At 60.9% G+C, this 14,269-nt stretch carries 17 protein-coding genes; 6 read left to right on the top strand and 11 right to left on the bottom strand.

What is annotated here, in order from left to right:
• Positions 1–115 precede the first annotated feature (115 nt).
• A complete protein-coding gene (locus LOY33_RS18530; RefSeq protein ID WP_258659544.1) occupies positions 116–2,110 on the top strand; it encodes a nucleoside-diphosphate sugar epimerase/dehydratase in 1,995 nt (664 codons plus the stop codon).
• Positions 2,111–2,161: 51 nt separating this feature from the next.
• On the opposite strand, the gene LOY33_RS18525 is transcribed toward LOY33_RS18530, so the two are convergent.
• Positions 2,162–2,875 (bottom strand): metallophosphoesterase, encoded by a 714-nt coding sequence (locus tag LOY33_RS18525; RefSeq protein ID WP_235384284.1) that lies wholly within the window; start codon positions 2,873–2,875, stop codon positions 2,162–2,164.
• A 53-nt stretch (positions 2,876–2,928) separates the two neighbouring features.
• Positions 2,929–3,777 carry a lipopolysaccharide kinase InaA family protein gene (locus LOY33_RS18520; protein ID WP_258659541.1) on the bottom strand — a complete coding sequence of 283 codons (849 nt, stop codon included), beginning with the start codon at positions 3,775–3,777 and terminating at the stop codon, positions 2,929–2,931.
• A gap of 197 nt (positions 3,778–3,974) precedes the next feature.
• On the opposite strand from LOY33_RS18520, the gene LOY33_RS18515 reads away from it, so the two are divergent.
• On the top strand, positions 3,975–4,301 hold the full coding sequence (locus LOY33_RS18515) for a helix-hairpin-helix domain-containing protein (RefSeq protein WP_043862694.1): 327 nt from the start codon (positions 3,975–3,977) through the stop codon (positions 4,299–4,301).
• 107 nt (positions 4,302–4,408) lie between these two features.
• Here LOY33_RS18515 and LOY33_RS18510 read toward each other — a convergent pair whose 3' ends face one another.
• Positions 4,409–4,576: a DUF2897 family protein gene (locus LOY33_RS18510; RefSeq protein WP_078479756.1), complete on the bottom strand. Its 168-nt coding sequence runs from the start codon at positions 4,574–4,576 to the stop codon at positions 4,409–4,411.
• 181 nt (positions 4,577–4,757) lie between these two features.
• Between LOY33_RS18510 and pyrF the strand changes: the two genes are divergently transcribed.
• On the top strand, positions 4,758–5,459 hold the full coding sequence (gene pyrF / locus LOY33_RS18505) for an orotidine-5'-phosphate decarboxylase (RefSeq protein ID WP_054915847.1): 702 nt from the start codon (positions 4,758–4,760) through the stop codon (positions 5,457–5,459).
• Between the two features lie 72 nt (positions 5,460–5,531).
• On the opposite strand, the gene LOY33_RS18500 is transcribed toward pyrF, so the two are convergent.
• The gene (locus LOY33_RS18500) at positions 5,532–6,536 is read right to left on the bottom strand and encodes an NADP-dependent oxidoreductase (protein ID WP_054915846.1); all 1,005 of its coding nucleotides are present in this window, start codon (positions 6,534–6,536) and stop codon (positions 5,532–5,534) included.
• Positions 6,537–6,764: 228 nt separating this feature from the next.
• Between LOY33_RS18500 and LOY33_RS18495 the strand changes: the two genes are divergently transcribed.
• Entirely contained in the window at positions 6,765–7,526 is a 762-nt protein-coding gene (locus LOY33_RS18495) for an SDR family oxidoreductase (protein ID WP_229590031.1), read from the top strand.
• A gap of 38 nt (positions 7,527–7,564) precedes the next feature.
• Here LOY33_RS18495 and LOY33_RS18490 read toward each other — a convergent pair whose 3' ends face one another.
• Complete coding sequence (locus tag LOY33_RS18490) at positions 7,565–8,758, bottom strand: benzoate/H(+) symporter BenE family transporter (protein WP_078479755.1); 1,194 nt, start codon at positions 8,756–8,758, stop codon at positions 7,565–7,567.
• 145 nt (positions 8,759–8,903) lie between these two features.
• Between LOY33_RS18490 and LOY33_RS18485 the strand changes: the two genes are divergently transcribed.
• Entirely contained in the window at positions 8,904–9,506 is a 603-nt protein-coding gene (locus LOY33_RS18485; protein WP_100634492.1) for a glutathione S-transferase family protein, read from the top strand.
• A 43-nt stretch (positions 9,507–9,549) separates the two neighbouring features.
• Here the strand turns inward: LOY33_RS18485 and LOY33_RS18480 are convergent, their stop codons facing one another.
• The 5 genes from LOY33_RS18480 to LOY33_RS18460 all read right to left on the bottom strand — a co-directional run bounded on the left by LOY33_RS18480 (position 9,550) and on the right by LOY33_RS18460 (position 12,189).
• Positions 9,550–9,921 carry a glutathione S-transferase N-terminal domain-containing protein gene (locus LOY33_RS18480; RefSeq protein WP_043862700.1) on the bottom strand — a complete coding sequence of 124 codons (372 nt, stop codon included), beginning with the start codon at positions 9,919–9,921 and terminating at the stop codon, positions 9,550–9,552.
• Positions 9,922–9,982: 61 nt separating this feature from the next.
• Positions 9,983–10,528, bottom strand: a complete 546-nt coding sequence (gene folE, locus LOY33_RS18475; protein ID WP_054915843.1) for a GTP cyclohydrolase I FolE — start codon at positions 10,526–10,528, stop codon at positions 9,983–9,985.
• A 69-nt stretch (positions 10,529–10,597) separates the two neighbouring features.
• Positions 10,598–11,155: a Smr/MutS family protein gene (locus LOY33_RS18470; protein ID WP_043862702.1), complete on the bottom strand. Its 558-nt coding sequence runs from the start codon at positions 11,153–11,155 to the stop codon at positions 10,598–10,600.
• Between the two features lie 52 nt (positions 11,156–11,207).
• A complete protein-coding gene (locus tag LOY33_RS18465; protein ID WP_043862703.1) occupies positions 11,208–11,525 on the bottom strand; it encodes a hypothetical protein in 318 nt (105 codons plus the stop codon).
• Between the two features lie 73 nt (positions 11,526–11,598).
• Positions 11,599–12,189 carry a cysteine hydrolase family protein gene (locus LOY33_RS18460; RefSeq protein ID WP_054915842.1) on the bottom strand — a complete coding sequence of 197 codons (591 nt, stop codon included), beginning with the start codon at positions 12,187–12,189 and terminating at the stop codon, positions 11,599–11,601.
• 190 nt (positions 12,190–12,379) lie between these two features.
• Between LOY33_RS18460 and prmB the strand changes: the two genes are divergently transcribed.
• Positions 12,380–13,288 carry a 50S ribosomal protein L3 N(5)-glutamine methyltransferase gene (gene prmB / locus LOY33_RS18455; protein ID WP_054915841.1) on the top strand — a complete coding sequence of 303 codons (909 nt, stop codon included), beginning with the start codon at positions 12,380–12,382 and terminating at the stop codon, positions 13,286–13,288.
• An 88-nt stretch (positions 13,289–13,376) separates the two neighbouring features.
• Here prmB and LOY33_RS18450 read toward each other — a convergent pair whose 3' ends face one another.
• Positions 13,377–14,174, bottom strand: a complete 798-nt coding sequence (locus LOY33_RS18450) for a hypothetical protein (RefSeq protein ID WP_054915840.1) — start codon at positions 14,172–14,174, stop codon at positions 13,377–13,379.
• Positions 14,175–14,269: the final 95 nt, after the last annotated feature.

The following is a 14,269-nucleotide window of genomic DNA, read 5'->3' as shown; positions in this document are numbered from 1 at the left end:
CTGCTGTCTGAGCTGTGGGTGCGTTTTTGCGCCATGGGCTGTTCAAGCAGTCTGACCGCAGCAGTGTGCAAGCAGATGGTCTTGCCCAACACGTTACAAAGTATTCGAAGGTGATATGGAACAGTTACGAGCCTCACTGTTGGCGCTGCCGAGGCGCCGCAAGCGCCTGCTTCAAATGCTTGTGGATGTACTGGTGGTGTGGGTTGCGCTTTGGCTGGCGTTCATCGTCCGGCTGGGTATTGATGAGTACGTTGCGCCGATCAAGGCGCACCTGTGGCTGTTTGCATGCGCCCCGATCGTGACCATCCCCCTGTTTGTCTACTTTGGCATGTATCGGGCGGTGATGCGCTATTTCGGCAATGACGCATTGGTCGCAATCTTCAAGGCCGTCAGCCTCTCTGCATTGGTGCTGGGGGTGATTGTTTACTGGTACAGCGATCACACACGCATCGTGCCGCGCTCGATCATTTTCAATTACTGGTGGCTGAGCCTGGTAATGGTGGGCGGATTGCGCCTGGCCGTTCGCCAGTATTTTCTTGGTGACTGGTTTGCCGCCACGCAACATGTGCCTTTTACCAATCGCAACGGTGGTCTGCCCAAGGTAGCCGTCTACGGAGCAGGCGCCGCAGGCAATCAATTGATTGCCGCTTTGCGCATGGGCAAGCTGATGCGACCTGTGGCCTTTATCGACGACGATGCAAGTATTGCCGATCGGGTGATCTCTGGACTGACGGTCTATACACCTGACAATATCGAGAAAATGATCGAGGTAACCGGTGTAGAGGAGGTGCTGCTTGCTATTCCTTCCGCGACACGTGCTCGCCGACGTGAAATCCTGGGCTTCCTCGAAGGGCTTTCGCTGCATGTGCGCAGCGTTCCCGGCTTCATGGACTTGGCCAGCGGCCGGGTAAAAGTCGAAGATCTGCAGGAAGTGGATATTGCCGACCTGCTGGGCCGAGATGCCGTACCAGCACAGGATGACCTGCTTGAACGTTGCGTCAGCGCAAAGGTAGTCATGGTCACGGGGGCCGGAGGGTCGATTGGATCGGAGCTGTGTCGGCAGATCCTGATGCTCAGGCCCAAGGTGCTGATTCTGTTCGAGCATAGCGAGTTCAATCTGTACAGCATCCTCTCGGAGCTGGAGCAGCGTGTATCGCGAGGTTCGCTATCCACGCGGTTGCTGCCCATTCTTGGTAGCGTACGAAACCCGGTGCAGTTGCTCGACGTAATGAAGGCCTGGCATGTCGAGACGGTTTATCATGCGGCTGCTTACAAGCATGTGCCGATGGTTGAGCACAATGTGTCGGAAGGGCTGCTGAACAACGTAATCGGTACGTTGTATACCGCTCAAGCAGCATTGCAGGCGCAGGTTGCCAACTTCGTTCTGATTTCAACTGACAAGGCAGTACGCCCCACCAATGTCATGGGCAGCAGCAAGCGGTTGGCCGAAATGACGTTACAGGCGCTGAGTCGCGAGCTGGCGCCAGTCTTGTTCGAAGACAGCAGCAATGTGTCGCATGTCAACAAGACGCGTTTCACTATGGTGCGTTTCGGCAATGTGCTTGGCTCTTCGGGTTCGGTAATTCCGTTGTTCTACAGGCAAATCCAATCCGGTGGCCCGTTGACGGTCACTCACCCCAAGATCACGCGTTACTTCATGACCATCCCGGAAGCTGCACAGCTTGTTATCCAGGCAGGTTCAATGGGGCGGGGCGGGGATGTGTTCGTGCTGGACATGGGGGAGCCGGTGAAGATCGTCGAGTTGGCAGAAAAAATGATTCACCTCTCAGGCCTGAGCATCAAATCCGATGGTAATCCTCGCGGAGATATCGCTATCGAGTTCACCGGACTGCGCCCTGGGGAAAAGCTGTACGAAGAACTGCTTATAGGCGATGAGGTGGTCTCTACCCGCCACCCGATGATCATGAGTGCTCAGGAGGACCATCTGCCGTGGGACGAGCTTAAGGAGCGCCTTAGTGTATTGTTGGCGGCTCTTGCCGAGGATGATTACGCGCGAGTTCGTCAGCTGTTGCGCGAAACGGTAAGCGGTTACACGCCCGATGGTGAAATCGTCGACTGGATTCACCAGCAGCGCCGCCTGGAGCCGTGAACCTGTAGCCAGGCGCTTATCATCCCCTGGGCTGCAACATGATAGGCAGCTTCAGCCTTTTATGCGTAGTTGCACGGCGCTCAAAGCCCCATCGGGGAACGAGCAGCCGGTATCGACATAGACGACATTGCCCAGTTCCGTTATCCCCGGTACGGTCGAGTGCCCTACATACAGACGCTCGACTCCGCTGATCGGGGTCGGGTCCTGTCGAGTTATCCTGGTCCTTGAATACATGGCTTGCTGGTATGCCGCAAGGCGCGTGGGGGTGTGCTCGGAGCACAGCAGTGCCACAGCGCTGTTCCAGTCCAGTTGGTCTTCCCAGCCGGGCAGCTCGGCGTGAATCACGCCGATTTTTCGTTGATTACCCACTGCAACTTCAATGGCCATGGGTAGTTTAGCGAGTGCATCGATCACAATCTGCTGGCGCTTTGCGTCAAGCTGATAGAACCATGCGCCGCCATTTCGCGCATGTCTGGCGGCGTCGCCCGTGCCTGCTGCGTGATCGAGAACCATCTGTTCGTGATTCCCTCGCACCGCATGGAACCAGGGATGCTTCAGCCAATCCACGGCCTGTTCGGAAAAAGGGCCGCGATCAATGAGATCCCCGGTACAGAACACGCGATCGAGGCTGGGATTGAAGCGATGGCGCAACAGTAGCGCCTCGAGCTGCTCGAAGTGCCCATGGATGTCGCCTACGATGAAATCGCGCCCTGCGTTGTTGAGGTCAAATGAACGCAGGTGCGCACTGGTGGAGGTGTGGTGCAATTCGGTACTCGGGTGAAGGTTATCTGGCCTGCCATGCACTGATAGCAAGCATTTTAGATGCGAGGCCTGGTTGGTGACGAAACCGGGCCGAAGAAAAAACGACGCTCCTTGCGGCCCACGTCCAGGTGCTTGCTCTGCTTGTACACCTGTTCGAAACGGTTTGGGTCAACACCAGCGTATGCGGCAAGGGCTGATTCGACCAAGGCGTCATAGGCCGCTTCGGTGATGTACCTGTAAACCTCGCGTCTGTAGAAGAATCCGAATTGGAATCCAAGAGTTTCGCTAAGACACTCAGTGTTTTGCGCAAAGCAGTTCTCTAGATCGATCGCGTAGGTCGGGGCTGTCCCATCGTTGCTAATCATGACATTCGCCGCCCACAGGTCCATATGATAGATGCCGTTGCTGTTGAGCGAAAACAACAACTCAAAGGACGCTTCTATCACTCGGTGGATTTCTTCAGGCTTTGACTGCATCCACTGGAAACCATCCGTGTAGCCCTGCAGCATCTCGGTAATGATAAAGAAATCTTTCACCAGGCCCAGCCTGGATTTGGTGTAGCCATAGCCCACCACGGCTGGGACGCGCGCGCCGCGGCGATGCGCCTCCGAAGTGTTGAGCAGTTCTTCGATCGGCCAATCGTACATGCCGCAGCGTTTGCGCGCACCGCGGGCAAAGCGGAATTTTTTCGGGAAGGTCTCGAGTACTTGACGTTTGGCGAACAGAGAGCCAGCGCTGCCGGCAATCGGGGCGCTTGTGCGTTTCGCCAGATCGTTCAGGCTGAGCAGTTGCTCGAAAGCCTGGGCTACCACCGAATTGAACGGCACCTTCAGGTGGAAGGTTGAGCGCTGATGTTTAAAGGTAAATGGGTAACCATCCAGCAGGCTCTTGCTATCGTCAAGCACCAGTACTACACCCTGTGGCAAATTGCTATTAGGTCGCCGAAATGTAACATTTCCTACAGATTTTTACATATTTTTCACATCTTGTTTTAATCGATTTGCTATTGACTCTGGATGTGCGAGCAACCACCCGCTAGGTTTTACAGGCAGCCAAGGAATCGCTGCCTTAGCAAGCTCACACACCAAGGAGTGCCACCGTTATGCGCAATACCTTTCTTGTTTCTCTGCTGCTCGCGCTGCTCAGCGCGTTCTCGCTGCCGTCGTTTGCGGCGGCCACCAAGGCCGCGGGCGACTTGCCAGTCACTACAGTCAGCGCAGCGCTCGCCTCAACCACCGTCAACCTGAACACTGCCGATGCGGCGACACTGCAGTCGTCGCTCGCAGGTATCGGCAAGGCCAAGGCTGAAGCGATCGTGGCCTACCGCGAAGCCAACGGCGCGTTCGAGTCAGTGGATGAGTTGCTGGAAGTAAAGGGGATCGGCCAGGCGCTGATCGAGCGCAACCGGGACAAACTGGCGGTCAAGTGACCTGAGGAGGGGCGGGTCGGGCAATGCTCGATCCGTTTTTATCATCAAATGGCATGGGCCCATCGCCGGCAATGCCGGCGCCTGCAGAAGGCGGGGAAGCGCCACGCTTATCGGTCTTGCGCGTCCTTGGCATCGGCTTCGGCATTACGCTCATGCACGCGCTTGAGTTGCTCTTCGGTCAAGGGCAGCTTCTTCGCCGTATCACGCAGCATCATCAAGCCACCGACAATCGAGCCGATGGCAACCAGCAAGATCAACCAGGCATACCAGGGCATGAGCTTCTCCTTATCGACGGCGAATGGCGCCGCCTCTGTGATGTTGGACTCGACACGAGCGTCGATGGTTCAAGTATAAGAGGGCCACCACCTGGGGGCGAATTCGCGATCACCGGCCCCCATTGGCACTGCGCATCGGCTACAATGCGCGCCGATTTCGACTTGCCCAGAGAGCCTGCCCATGTCCGCCTGTCAGACGCCTATCATCGTCGCCCTGGATTTCCCTACCCGTGACGCCGCCCTGAAACTGGCCGATCAGCTGGACCCCGCGCTGTGTCGGGTCAAGGTCGGCAAGGAGCTGTTCACCAGCAGTGCGTCGGGCATCGTTGAAACCCTGTGTGAAAAGGGCTTCGAAGTGTTCCTGGACCTCAAGTTCCACGATATCCCCAACACCACCGCCATGGCCGTGAAGGCCGCAGCCGAAATGGGCGTGTGGATGGTCAACGTGCACTGCTCTGGCGGCCTGCGCATGATGGCGGCCTGTCGCGACGTGCTGGACCAGCGCAGCGGGCCACAGCCGCTGTTGATCGGTGTGACCGTGCTGACCAGCATGGAGCGTGAAGACCTCGCCGGTATTGGCCTGGACATCGAGCCGCAGGAGCAGGTGCTGCGACTGGCCGCCCTGGCCGAGAAGGCCGGCATGGACGGCCTGGTGTGCTCCGCCCTGGAAGCCCCGGCCCTGAAGGCCGCGCACCCGTCGTTGCAGCTGGTGACTCCGGGCATTCGTCCTGCCGGCAGCGCCCTGGACGATCAGCGTCGTATCCTTACCCCGCGCCAGGCGCTGGACGCCGGCTCCGACTACCTGGTAATCGGTCGCCCGATCAGTCAGGCGGCTGACCCTGCTCAAGCGCTGGCTGCAGTGGTAGCCGAAATTCGCGGCTAAGCGACTCGGTTTTTCGCCAGCAAGGCTGGCTCCTACAAGGAGGAGCCGGCCTTGCTGGCGAAGGCGTTCCCCTTATACCTTCAACACCAGCTTGCCAAAGTTTTCCCCGCTGAACAGCTTCAGCAGCGCTTCGGGAAAGGTCTCCAGCCCCTCGACAACATCCTCCTTGCTCTTGAGCTTGCCGCTGGCCAGCCAGCCGGCAATTTCGTTGCCTGCGGTGCCGTACTTGGCCACATGGTCCATCACCACGAAACCTTCCATGCGCGCGCGGTTTACCAGCAGCGACAGGTAGTTGGCCGGGCCCTTGACCGCCTGCTTGTTGTTGTACTGGCTGATGGCACCACAGATCACCACCCGCGCCTTGAAATTCAGGCGACTGAGCACTGCATCGAGGATGTCCCCGCCGACGTTGTCGAAGTACACATCCACCCCTTTTGGGCACTCGCGCTTGAGTCCCTCCAGTACGTCTTCGGCCTTGTAGTCGATAACCCCGTCAAAGCCCAGTTCATCGACCAGGTAGCGGCATTTCTGCTCGCCGCCGGCAATCCCGACCACACGACAGCCCTTGAGCTTGGCGATCTGCCCGGCAATGCTGCCGACCGCTCCCGCTGCACCCGAGATCACCACGGTTTCGCCCGTCTTGGGCTCACCCACTTCCAGCAGGGCAAAGTAGGCCGTCATTCCCGTCATGCCCAGGGCGGAGAGATAACGTGGCAACGGTACCAGCCTAGGGTCGACCTTATGCAGGCCCTTGGGCTCGCCAATGAAGTAATCCTGTACACCAAGGGCTCCGCTCACCGTATCACCCACGGCATAGTCAGGATGCCTGGACGCCACCACTTCACCGACACCCAGTGCGCGCATGACCTCGCCGATACCTACAGGCGCAATGTAGGACTTGCCCTCGTTCATCCACCCGCGCATGGCCGGGTCCAGCGACAGGTACAGGTTCTTCACCACTACCTGTCCCTCGACAGGCTCGCTCACAGGCACGGTTTCAAAGGTAAAGTCATCACGTGTCACTGCCCCGGTGGGGCGCTTGGCAAGCAGGAAGCGGCGGTTGGTCCTGTCGGTCATGGCAAGGTTCTCTCTGGAAGGCAAACCCTGTTGATAGGCCTGCATCGGCAAATCGGCAAGGTCCAGCCTTATGGCGAATGGTGATTGATCCATCTGGATGATTGAGCCTAGCAGCTAAAATCACCCGGTTCGATGGTGTGTTCACTGCGTGCCTGATGATGCTGCCCAGGAGCCACCGCCGATGACTAGACTCCCGCCATTGACCTCACTACGTTGCGGGAGTTATCGATGAGCATGACTTTTTCCGGCCAGGTTGCCCTGGTCACCGGGGCCGGCGCCGGCATCGGCCGGGCCACGGCGCTGGCATTCGCCGCACAAGGCCTGAAGGTCGTGGTGGCAGACCTGGACGTCGTCGGTGGCGAACACACGGTCGGGTTGATTCAGGCCGCCGGCGGCCAGGCACTGTTCGTACCTTGCAACGTTACCCGCGAGCAGGACGTGCAGCAATTGATGGCGCGCACTGTCGAGGCATACGGTCGTCTGGACTATGCCTTCAACAATGCCGGTATCGAGATCGAGCAGGGGCGCCTGGCCGACGGCAGCGAAGCCGAGTTCGATGCGATCATGGGCGTCAACGTCAAGGGCGTGTGGCTGTGCATGAAGCACCAGTTGCCGCTGATGCTCGCCCAGGGCGGCGGTGCGATCGTCAACACCGCATCGGTCGCCGGCCTGGGGGCTGCGCCCAAGATGAGTATCTACAGCGCATCCAAGCATGCCGTGATCGGGCTCACCAAGTCGGCCGCCATCGAGTACGCCAAGAAACTGATCCGGGTGAATGCGGTGTGCCCGGCGGTGATCGACACCGACATGTTCCGCCGTGCCTACGAGGCCGATCCACGCAAGGCTGAATACGCCGCCGCCATGCACCCGGTCGGCCGCGTGGGCAAGGTCGAGGAAGTCGCTGCAGCGGTCCTGTACCTGTGCAGCGACGGTGCGGCATTCACCACTGGCCAGGCTCTGGCAATCGATGGTGGTGCCACCGCTATCTAGCGGGTGGGGCAGGGGAGGGCCAGGCCCTCCCGTACCGATCAGGCAGGCTTGCGCCAGTTCAGGATCATCAGCGTCAGTACCCCCGCCACAATCCCCCAGAACGCCGAGCCGATCGAGAACAGGGTAAAGCCCGAGGCCGTGACCATGAATGTGATCAAGGCCGCCTCGCGCTCCCTGGCCTCGCTCATCGCGACCGTCAGGCCGTTCATGATCGAGCCGAACAGCGCCAGTGCGGCAATCGACAGCACCAGCTCCTTGGGCAACGCGGCGAACAGTGCCGCCAGGGTGGCGCCGAACACGCCGGCAATGCCATAGAAAATCCCGCACCAGACCGCCGCGGTGTACCGCTTGCTCGGGTCTTCATGGGCATGCGGCCCGGTACAGATCGCGGCGCTGATGGCCGCCAGGTTGATGCCGTGCGAGCCGAACGGGGCCAGCAGCAGCGAGGCCAGGCCCGTCACTGAAATCAGCGGCGAGGCAGGTACCTGGTACCCGTCCGCACGCAGCACCGCCACACCCGGCATGTTCTGTGAAGTCATCGCCACCACGAACAGGGGGATGCCGATGCTGATGGTCGCGGCCAGCGAGAACGACGGCGTGGTCCATACCGGTGTCGCCACCTCCAGGTGGAAGCCGCTGAAGTCCAGCAACCCCATCACTGCGGCGATCGCGGTGCCCACCACCAGCGCGGTCAGTACCGCATAGCGCGGCGACAGCCGCTTGATCAGCAGGTAGCTGAAGAACATCCCCAGCACCAGGGCGGTCCGATGCTGGGCTGCAACAAAGATCTCGCTGCCGATCTTGAACAGAATGCCGGCCAGCAGGGCCGCGGCCAGCGATGCCGGAATGCGCCGTACCAGGCGTTCGAAACTGCCTGTAAGCCCGCAGATCACCACCAGTACGGCGCAGGTGATGTAGGCGCCGATTGCCTCGCCATAGCTCACGCCGCCCAGGCTGGTGATCAGCAAGGCTGCGCCGGGGGTCGACCAGGCGACCGTGATGGGCGTGCGATATCGCAGTGAAAGGCCAATGCTGCATACCGCCATGCCGATCGACAGCGCCCAGATCCACGAGGAAATCTGCGCGGTGGTCAGGCCGGCCGCCTGGCCCGCCTGGAACATCAGCACCAGCGAGCTGGTATAGCCCGTGAGCATGGCAATGAAACCGGCGACCACTGCCGAGGGGGAGGTGTCGGCCAGCGGACGCATTGGCGCAGAGGTGGCGTCAGGCATGCAGTAATCCTTGTGCGGGTGTAAGCGGGTTTTTCAGACTACGCTGCGATAGGGCGAGTTTTGCCATACAGCAACCATTGCATTTAACCGTACAGTCGCCAACTATGGACGGCGGTTTCGTTTCAGCTTTGGAGAGGGGGGAACAATGTACAAGGTCTACGGGGATTACCAGTCGGGCAACTGCTACAAGGTCAAGCTGATGTTGCACTTGCTTGATATTCCGTACATATGGTGTCCCGTGAACATCCTCAATGGCGAGACCGAGCGCCCTGAGTTTCTGGTCAAGAACCCTAACGGCAAAGTGCCGGTGCTGGAGTTGGAGGACGGCAGTTATCTGTGGGAGTCCAACGCCATTCTTAACTACCTCGCCGAAGGTAGCCTGTTCCTGCCGAGTGAACCGCGTTTACGTACGCAAGTGCTGCAGTGGCAGTTCTTCGAGCAGTACAGCCATGAGCCCTACATTGCCGTGGCACGTTTCATCCAGTTCTACCTGGGCATGCCCGAAGATCGCGTCGATGAATACAAGTCGTTGCAGAAGGGCGGGCACAAGGCGCTGAAGGTGATGGAGAAACAGTTGCAGGAAACGCCCTACCTGGTCGGTGACAAGTACTCGATTGCCGATGTGGCGTTGTATGCCTACACCCATGTGGCCCACGAAGCCGGCTTCCTGCTGGATGATTACCCGAAGATTCGCGCCTGGCTGGAACGCGTGGCCTCGCATGAGCGGCATGTGCCCATGATCGATTGATGGTGTTTTGCCGGCAGGGGGCAGCCCTGCCGGCCAAGCGCTGTCAGACCGCCGAGAACCGCTGGTTCAGGTAGTCGATGATCACCTTGGACTCGTACATCCAGGTGGTCTTGCCGTCTTCCTCGATGCGCAGGCACGGCACCTTGATCTTGCCGCCTTGCTCCAGCAGGGCCTGGCGATCCTGTTCGTTGTTCTTCGCGTCACGCAGCGCCACCGGCACGTTCAGGCGGTGCAGTGTGCGGCGGGTCTTCACGCAGAAGGGGCAAGCGTGAAACTGATACAGGCTCAGCCCCTTGGCCTGCTGCTCGACATTCGCCTGGGCGGCCGCATCACGCTTGAGTTTGCTCGGGCGGCTGACCCAGTCGAGGAAGACGATCAGCTGGCCAAGGCCAACCCGCAGTGCTTTGACGATCATGGCAACTCCTCACAATGAAAAAAGCCGACCTGGGCAGGTCGGCTCGCAGAACCTCGGCCGATTACTTGATCAGGCTGAGGAACTCGCTGCGGGTGGCAGCATTGTCGCGGAAGGCGCCGAGCATCACCGAGGTGATCATCGACGAATTCTGTTTTTCCACACCGCGCATCATCATGCACATGTGCTTGGCTTCGATCACCACGGCCACGCCCAGCGCGCCGGTCACCTGCTGAACCGCCTCGGCGATCTCGCGGCTGAGGTTTTCCTGGATCTGCAGGCGGCGAGCGTACATGTCGACGATGCGCGCCACCTTGGACAGGCCCAGCACCTTGCCGCTCGGGATATAGGCGACATGCGCCTTGCCAATGAACGGCAGCATGTGGTGTTCGCACAGCGAGTACAGCTCGATGTCCTTGACCAGGACCATTTCACTGTTGTCGGAGCTGAACAAGGCGCCGTTGGTCACCTCTTCCAGGGTTTGGTCGTAGCCGCGGCAAAGGTACTTCATGGCCTTCGCAGCCCGCTTGGGCGTATCGAGCAGGCCCTCGCGGGAAACATCCTCGCCGAGTTGGCCGAGAATCGCGGTGTAGTGCTGTTCCAGGGACATGGATCTACCTGTGGGATTTATCGCAAAAGCGAAGGGTACGGCGGCTGTGACGGCGCTGCAAGCGCGGCGTTACTCGTCACGCCCTTCAAGCATGGTCCGCTTGAGCATGACATACACCGCGCCGGTGCCGCCGTGACGCGCCTGGCACGAGGTAAAACCCAGTACCTGGGCATGCTGGCGCAGCCAGGTGTTGACGTGGCTCTTGATCATCGGACGCTTGCCATCGAGCCGCACCGCCTTGCCGTGGGTGACTCGCACGCAGCGCACCTCGAAGCGCGTGGCCTCTGCCAGGAATGCCCAGAGGGTCTCGCGGGCTTTCTCCACGGTCATGCCGTGCAGGTCCAGGCTGCCTTCGAAACCGATCTGGCCAAGCTTGAGCTTGCGCATCTGGCTTTCCTGCACGCCATCGCGGCTCCAGTGCAGGTCGTCTTCCGGGCCCACGTCGATGACGAACTGATCGGACAGGCCGTCGATCACCGTCTGGTCGCTGCGCACGGTCGCGGCCTGGCGCAGGCTGGCCAGTTGCTTGCGGTCGGCCTTGGGTTTGCCGGTGTCGGCGCGATCATGCCGGATCGGCTTGACGCCGTGCATCTGGCTCTTGAACAGGGAAAAATCGTCGTCTTGCATGTAAGCCTCCGCCTGGGCGGCGCAGTTTACGCGACTCCCCACAGGGTTGCAGTCAATCGTGTTTCTTCATCAGGTGCGGCGACAGGTTAAGCCCCCTGGCACGGCGCAGGCGCAGCCGGCTGCGGCGCCAGGACCAGACGCCCAGGTACAGCGACAGCAAGCCCAGGCCCAGCACCACGGCAGCGCCGGGGCGGTTGTTGTTGAGCTCGCCCAGCGCCTCGGCATGGCCCAGCAGGCCAGCGACGCCGGCCATGGTCAGGAGCACGCCGAGTATCGCCAGCAGTGCCGAGAACGCCGTGGCCAGGCGTGCGCCCCAGTTGCGTTGTTCGCGGGGACGCAGGCGCCTGGCGTCGAAACTGGATAACTTCATTCCGACTTTCCTCAAAGGGTATCCGGGGTTGGACCCGAACGCCCCAGAGTGGTTCCACTTGCCTGTCGGGTGGTCAGATCAGGCTGTTGACGGGTGCGACACAGGCAAAGTTGTCGGCCATGATCGCCATTTCGCTCTGCTGGATCTGTGCGGCCGGGATCACGCCGTCCTTGAACGGCAGGTCGCGGGTGGCGCAGCCGTCTTCGACCAGGGTGCAGCGATAGCCGTAGTCCTTGGCGCGGCGCACGGTGGTGCTGACGCTGGAGTGGCTCATGAAGCCGCACACGATCAGGTCCAGGTGGCCGTACTTCTGCAGCGTCTCGTGCAGGGTGGTGTTCTTGAAGGCGTTGGGCATGCGTTTTTCGATGACGACTTCATCGCCCTGCGGCTCCAGGCCCGGGATCCACTCGCCGCGCGAGCCCTGTGGGTCGAACAGGCCACCCACGGTGCCCAGGTGGCGCACATGCACCACGGGCCGGCCGGCCTTGCGTGCAGCCTCGAGCAGTTTGCCGATGTTGGCCACCGCTTCGTCCATGCCCGACAGCGCCAGGGGCCCGCTCAGGTACTCCTTTTGCGCATCGATAATCACCAGGCTGGCGTTGCTCAGCTTGGCCGGCGGATAACCGCGACCGCTGAGGTGGAACATCGTCGTTGGAACGGACATCAGGGGCTCCTTTGGATAGGGCTTTTCACCTATTGTCCCCTGCTTGGCGACTTATGTGAATGGCTTAGCGTGCATGCGGCGTGGATAGCGGCCTGCAGGCATGAGCACAATTGCGGCCAGAGGCGTATTGGCGGGCCCATTTGTGTTCCAGGCTGTTAGAATTGCCGGTCGTCTTTAAAGGAGTCTGCCCGTGATCACTTCCCGCCTGCGCACCCTGCGCGACCACATCCGTTGGGCTGTCAGCCGTTTTCATGAGCAGGGGCTGTTTTTCGGGCATGGCGCCGACAACGCCTGGGACGAGGCACGCCTGCTGGTGCTGGGTTCGGTGCATCTGCCATGGGAAGTGGCCGACGCCTATCTCGATTGCCGTCTTGAAGACGACGAGCTGGTCAAGCTGCAGCGCCTGCTCAAGCGACGTATCGAAGAACGCGTGCCGACCGCGTATCTGCTTGGCGAGGCGTGGTTCTGTGGCATGTCGTTCATCGTCGACGAGCGCGTGCTGATCCCGCGCTCCCCCATCGGCGAACTGATCGAAAAACGCTTCGAGCCATGGCTGGCTGCCGAACCCGCGCGCATTCTCGACCTGTGTACCGGCTCCGGCTGCATCGGCATCGTCAGCGCCGACGTGTTCCCCGAGGCCGAGGTGGTGCTGGCCGACCTGTCGTTCGAGGCGTTGGAAGTGGCCAACCAGAACATCGAGCGCCATGGTCTTGAAGAGCGTGTGTTCACCGTGCAGGGCGATGGGTTCGAGGGGTTGCCGGGGCAGCGTTTCGACCTGATCCTGTCGAACCCGCCGTATGTCGATGCCGAGGATTTCGCCGACATGCCCCAGGAGTACCACCACGAGCCGGAGCTGGGCCTGGCCTGCGGCAATGACGGTCTGGACCTGGTACGGCGCATGCTGGCCGAGGCGGCGGATCACCTGACCGAGAAGGGCCTGCTGATCGTCGAGGTCGGCAACAGCCAGGTGCATGTCGAGCAGTTGTACCCGGAGGTGGATTTCGCCTGGCTGGAGTTCGAACGTGGCGGGCACGGGGTGTTCATGCTCACGGCCGAACAATGCCGGCAGCATCAGGCGCTGTTTGCTTCGCGGGTGTAAGGGATACCGGGTTCAAGCCTGTCGCGGGTCAAGCCCGCCCCAACAGGGCCGCATTGCCGTGTTGGGGCGGGCTTGACCCGCAACGCTTTCAGCGGTTGGTGGCAATCCAGATCAGCAGCCCGGCCTGGAACACCGCAAAGGCCACCAGGCAGGTGATGGTGAAGCGCAACCCGCTGTCTTCGCGGCGGTACTTGTTGACCCGCTCATCGCGCTCGCGCAGTTGTGCTTCCTTCTCCTGCAGGTTCTGCTCGGCCTGCTGCAGCATGCCCGCAGCATCCAGGATGTCTACCTTCTGTACCTTGTCGGTGTTCCAGCCACCCTTGAGCTGACCTGCCTGGACTTCCACGCAGCGCCCCTTCAGGTGCTGCGCATCGGCGTACTCGACCTCCAGGCCATGGCTGCGCAGCACCTGGTCGCGGCGCAGGCGTGTGTCTTCGTTGAGTGCGTCCTTGTTGGCCAGGGCCATGCCCTCGACCCGGTAGTGCGACCACTTGCGCTGTACCCAGTGCACCGCCTGCGACAACAGGAAGCGCCCCAGGCCACGGCTGACCGGCTCGATCTGCAAGCCACTGTCGGGGCCGATCTTGATCTGGTGCAACTCATGGTCCACCCAGATATCCAGGCGATTCTGCTCCTTGCGCACCTTCTGCCCAGGCAGGCGCACTTCCATGCGCAGCAGGCTGTGGGTCTTGTTGTGCCGTTCGGCATAACCGTACTGCACGAAGCGCAGCGGCCGCGCGCCGGTGTTGCGGTCGGTGGGCTGCGGGGACAGGCGCAGCATCTGGAAATGCTCGGGCACAACGTCCGCCCAGGGCAGCGGGGCCGCTTCCGGGGCTGGCGATTCGTCGGTCGCGTCTGGGGCGTCCTGGGGGGTGGCTTCAGTCATCACGGCGGTCCTTTTGTGCACAGCAGGCGGGTCGCAAGGGCGACGCCTGCACCGGCTTATCGGCCGCTTTGCGCAAGACTGGAGACACAATTTGC

This window comes from Pseudomonas sp. B21-036 (assembly GCF_024748925.1).
Taxonomy (GTDB): domain Bacteria; phylum Pseudomonadota; class Gammaproteobacteria; order Pseudomonadales; family Pseudomonadaceae; genus Aquipseudomonas; species Aquipseudomonas palmensis.
This window is presented reverse-complemented; position numbering and strand designations above follow the sequence as displayed.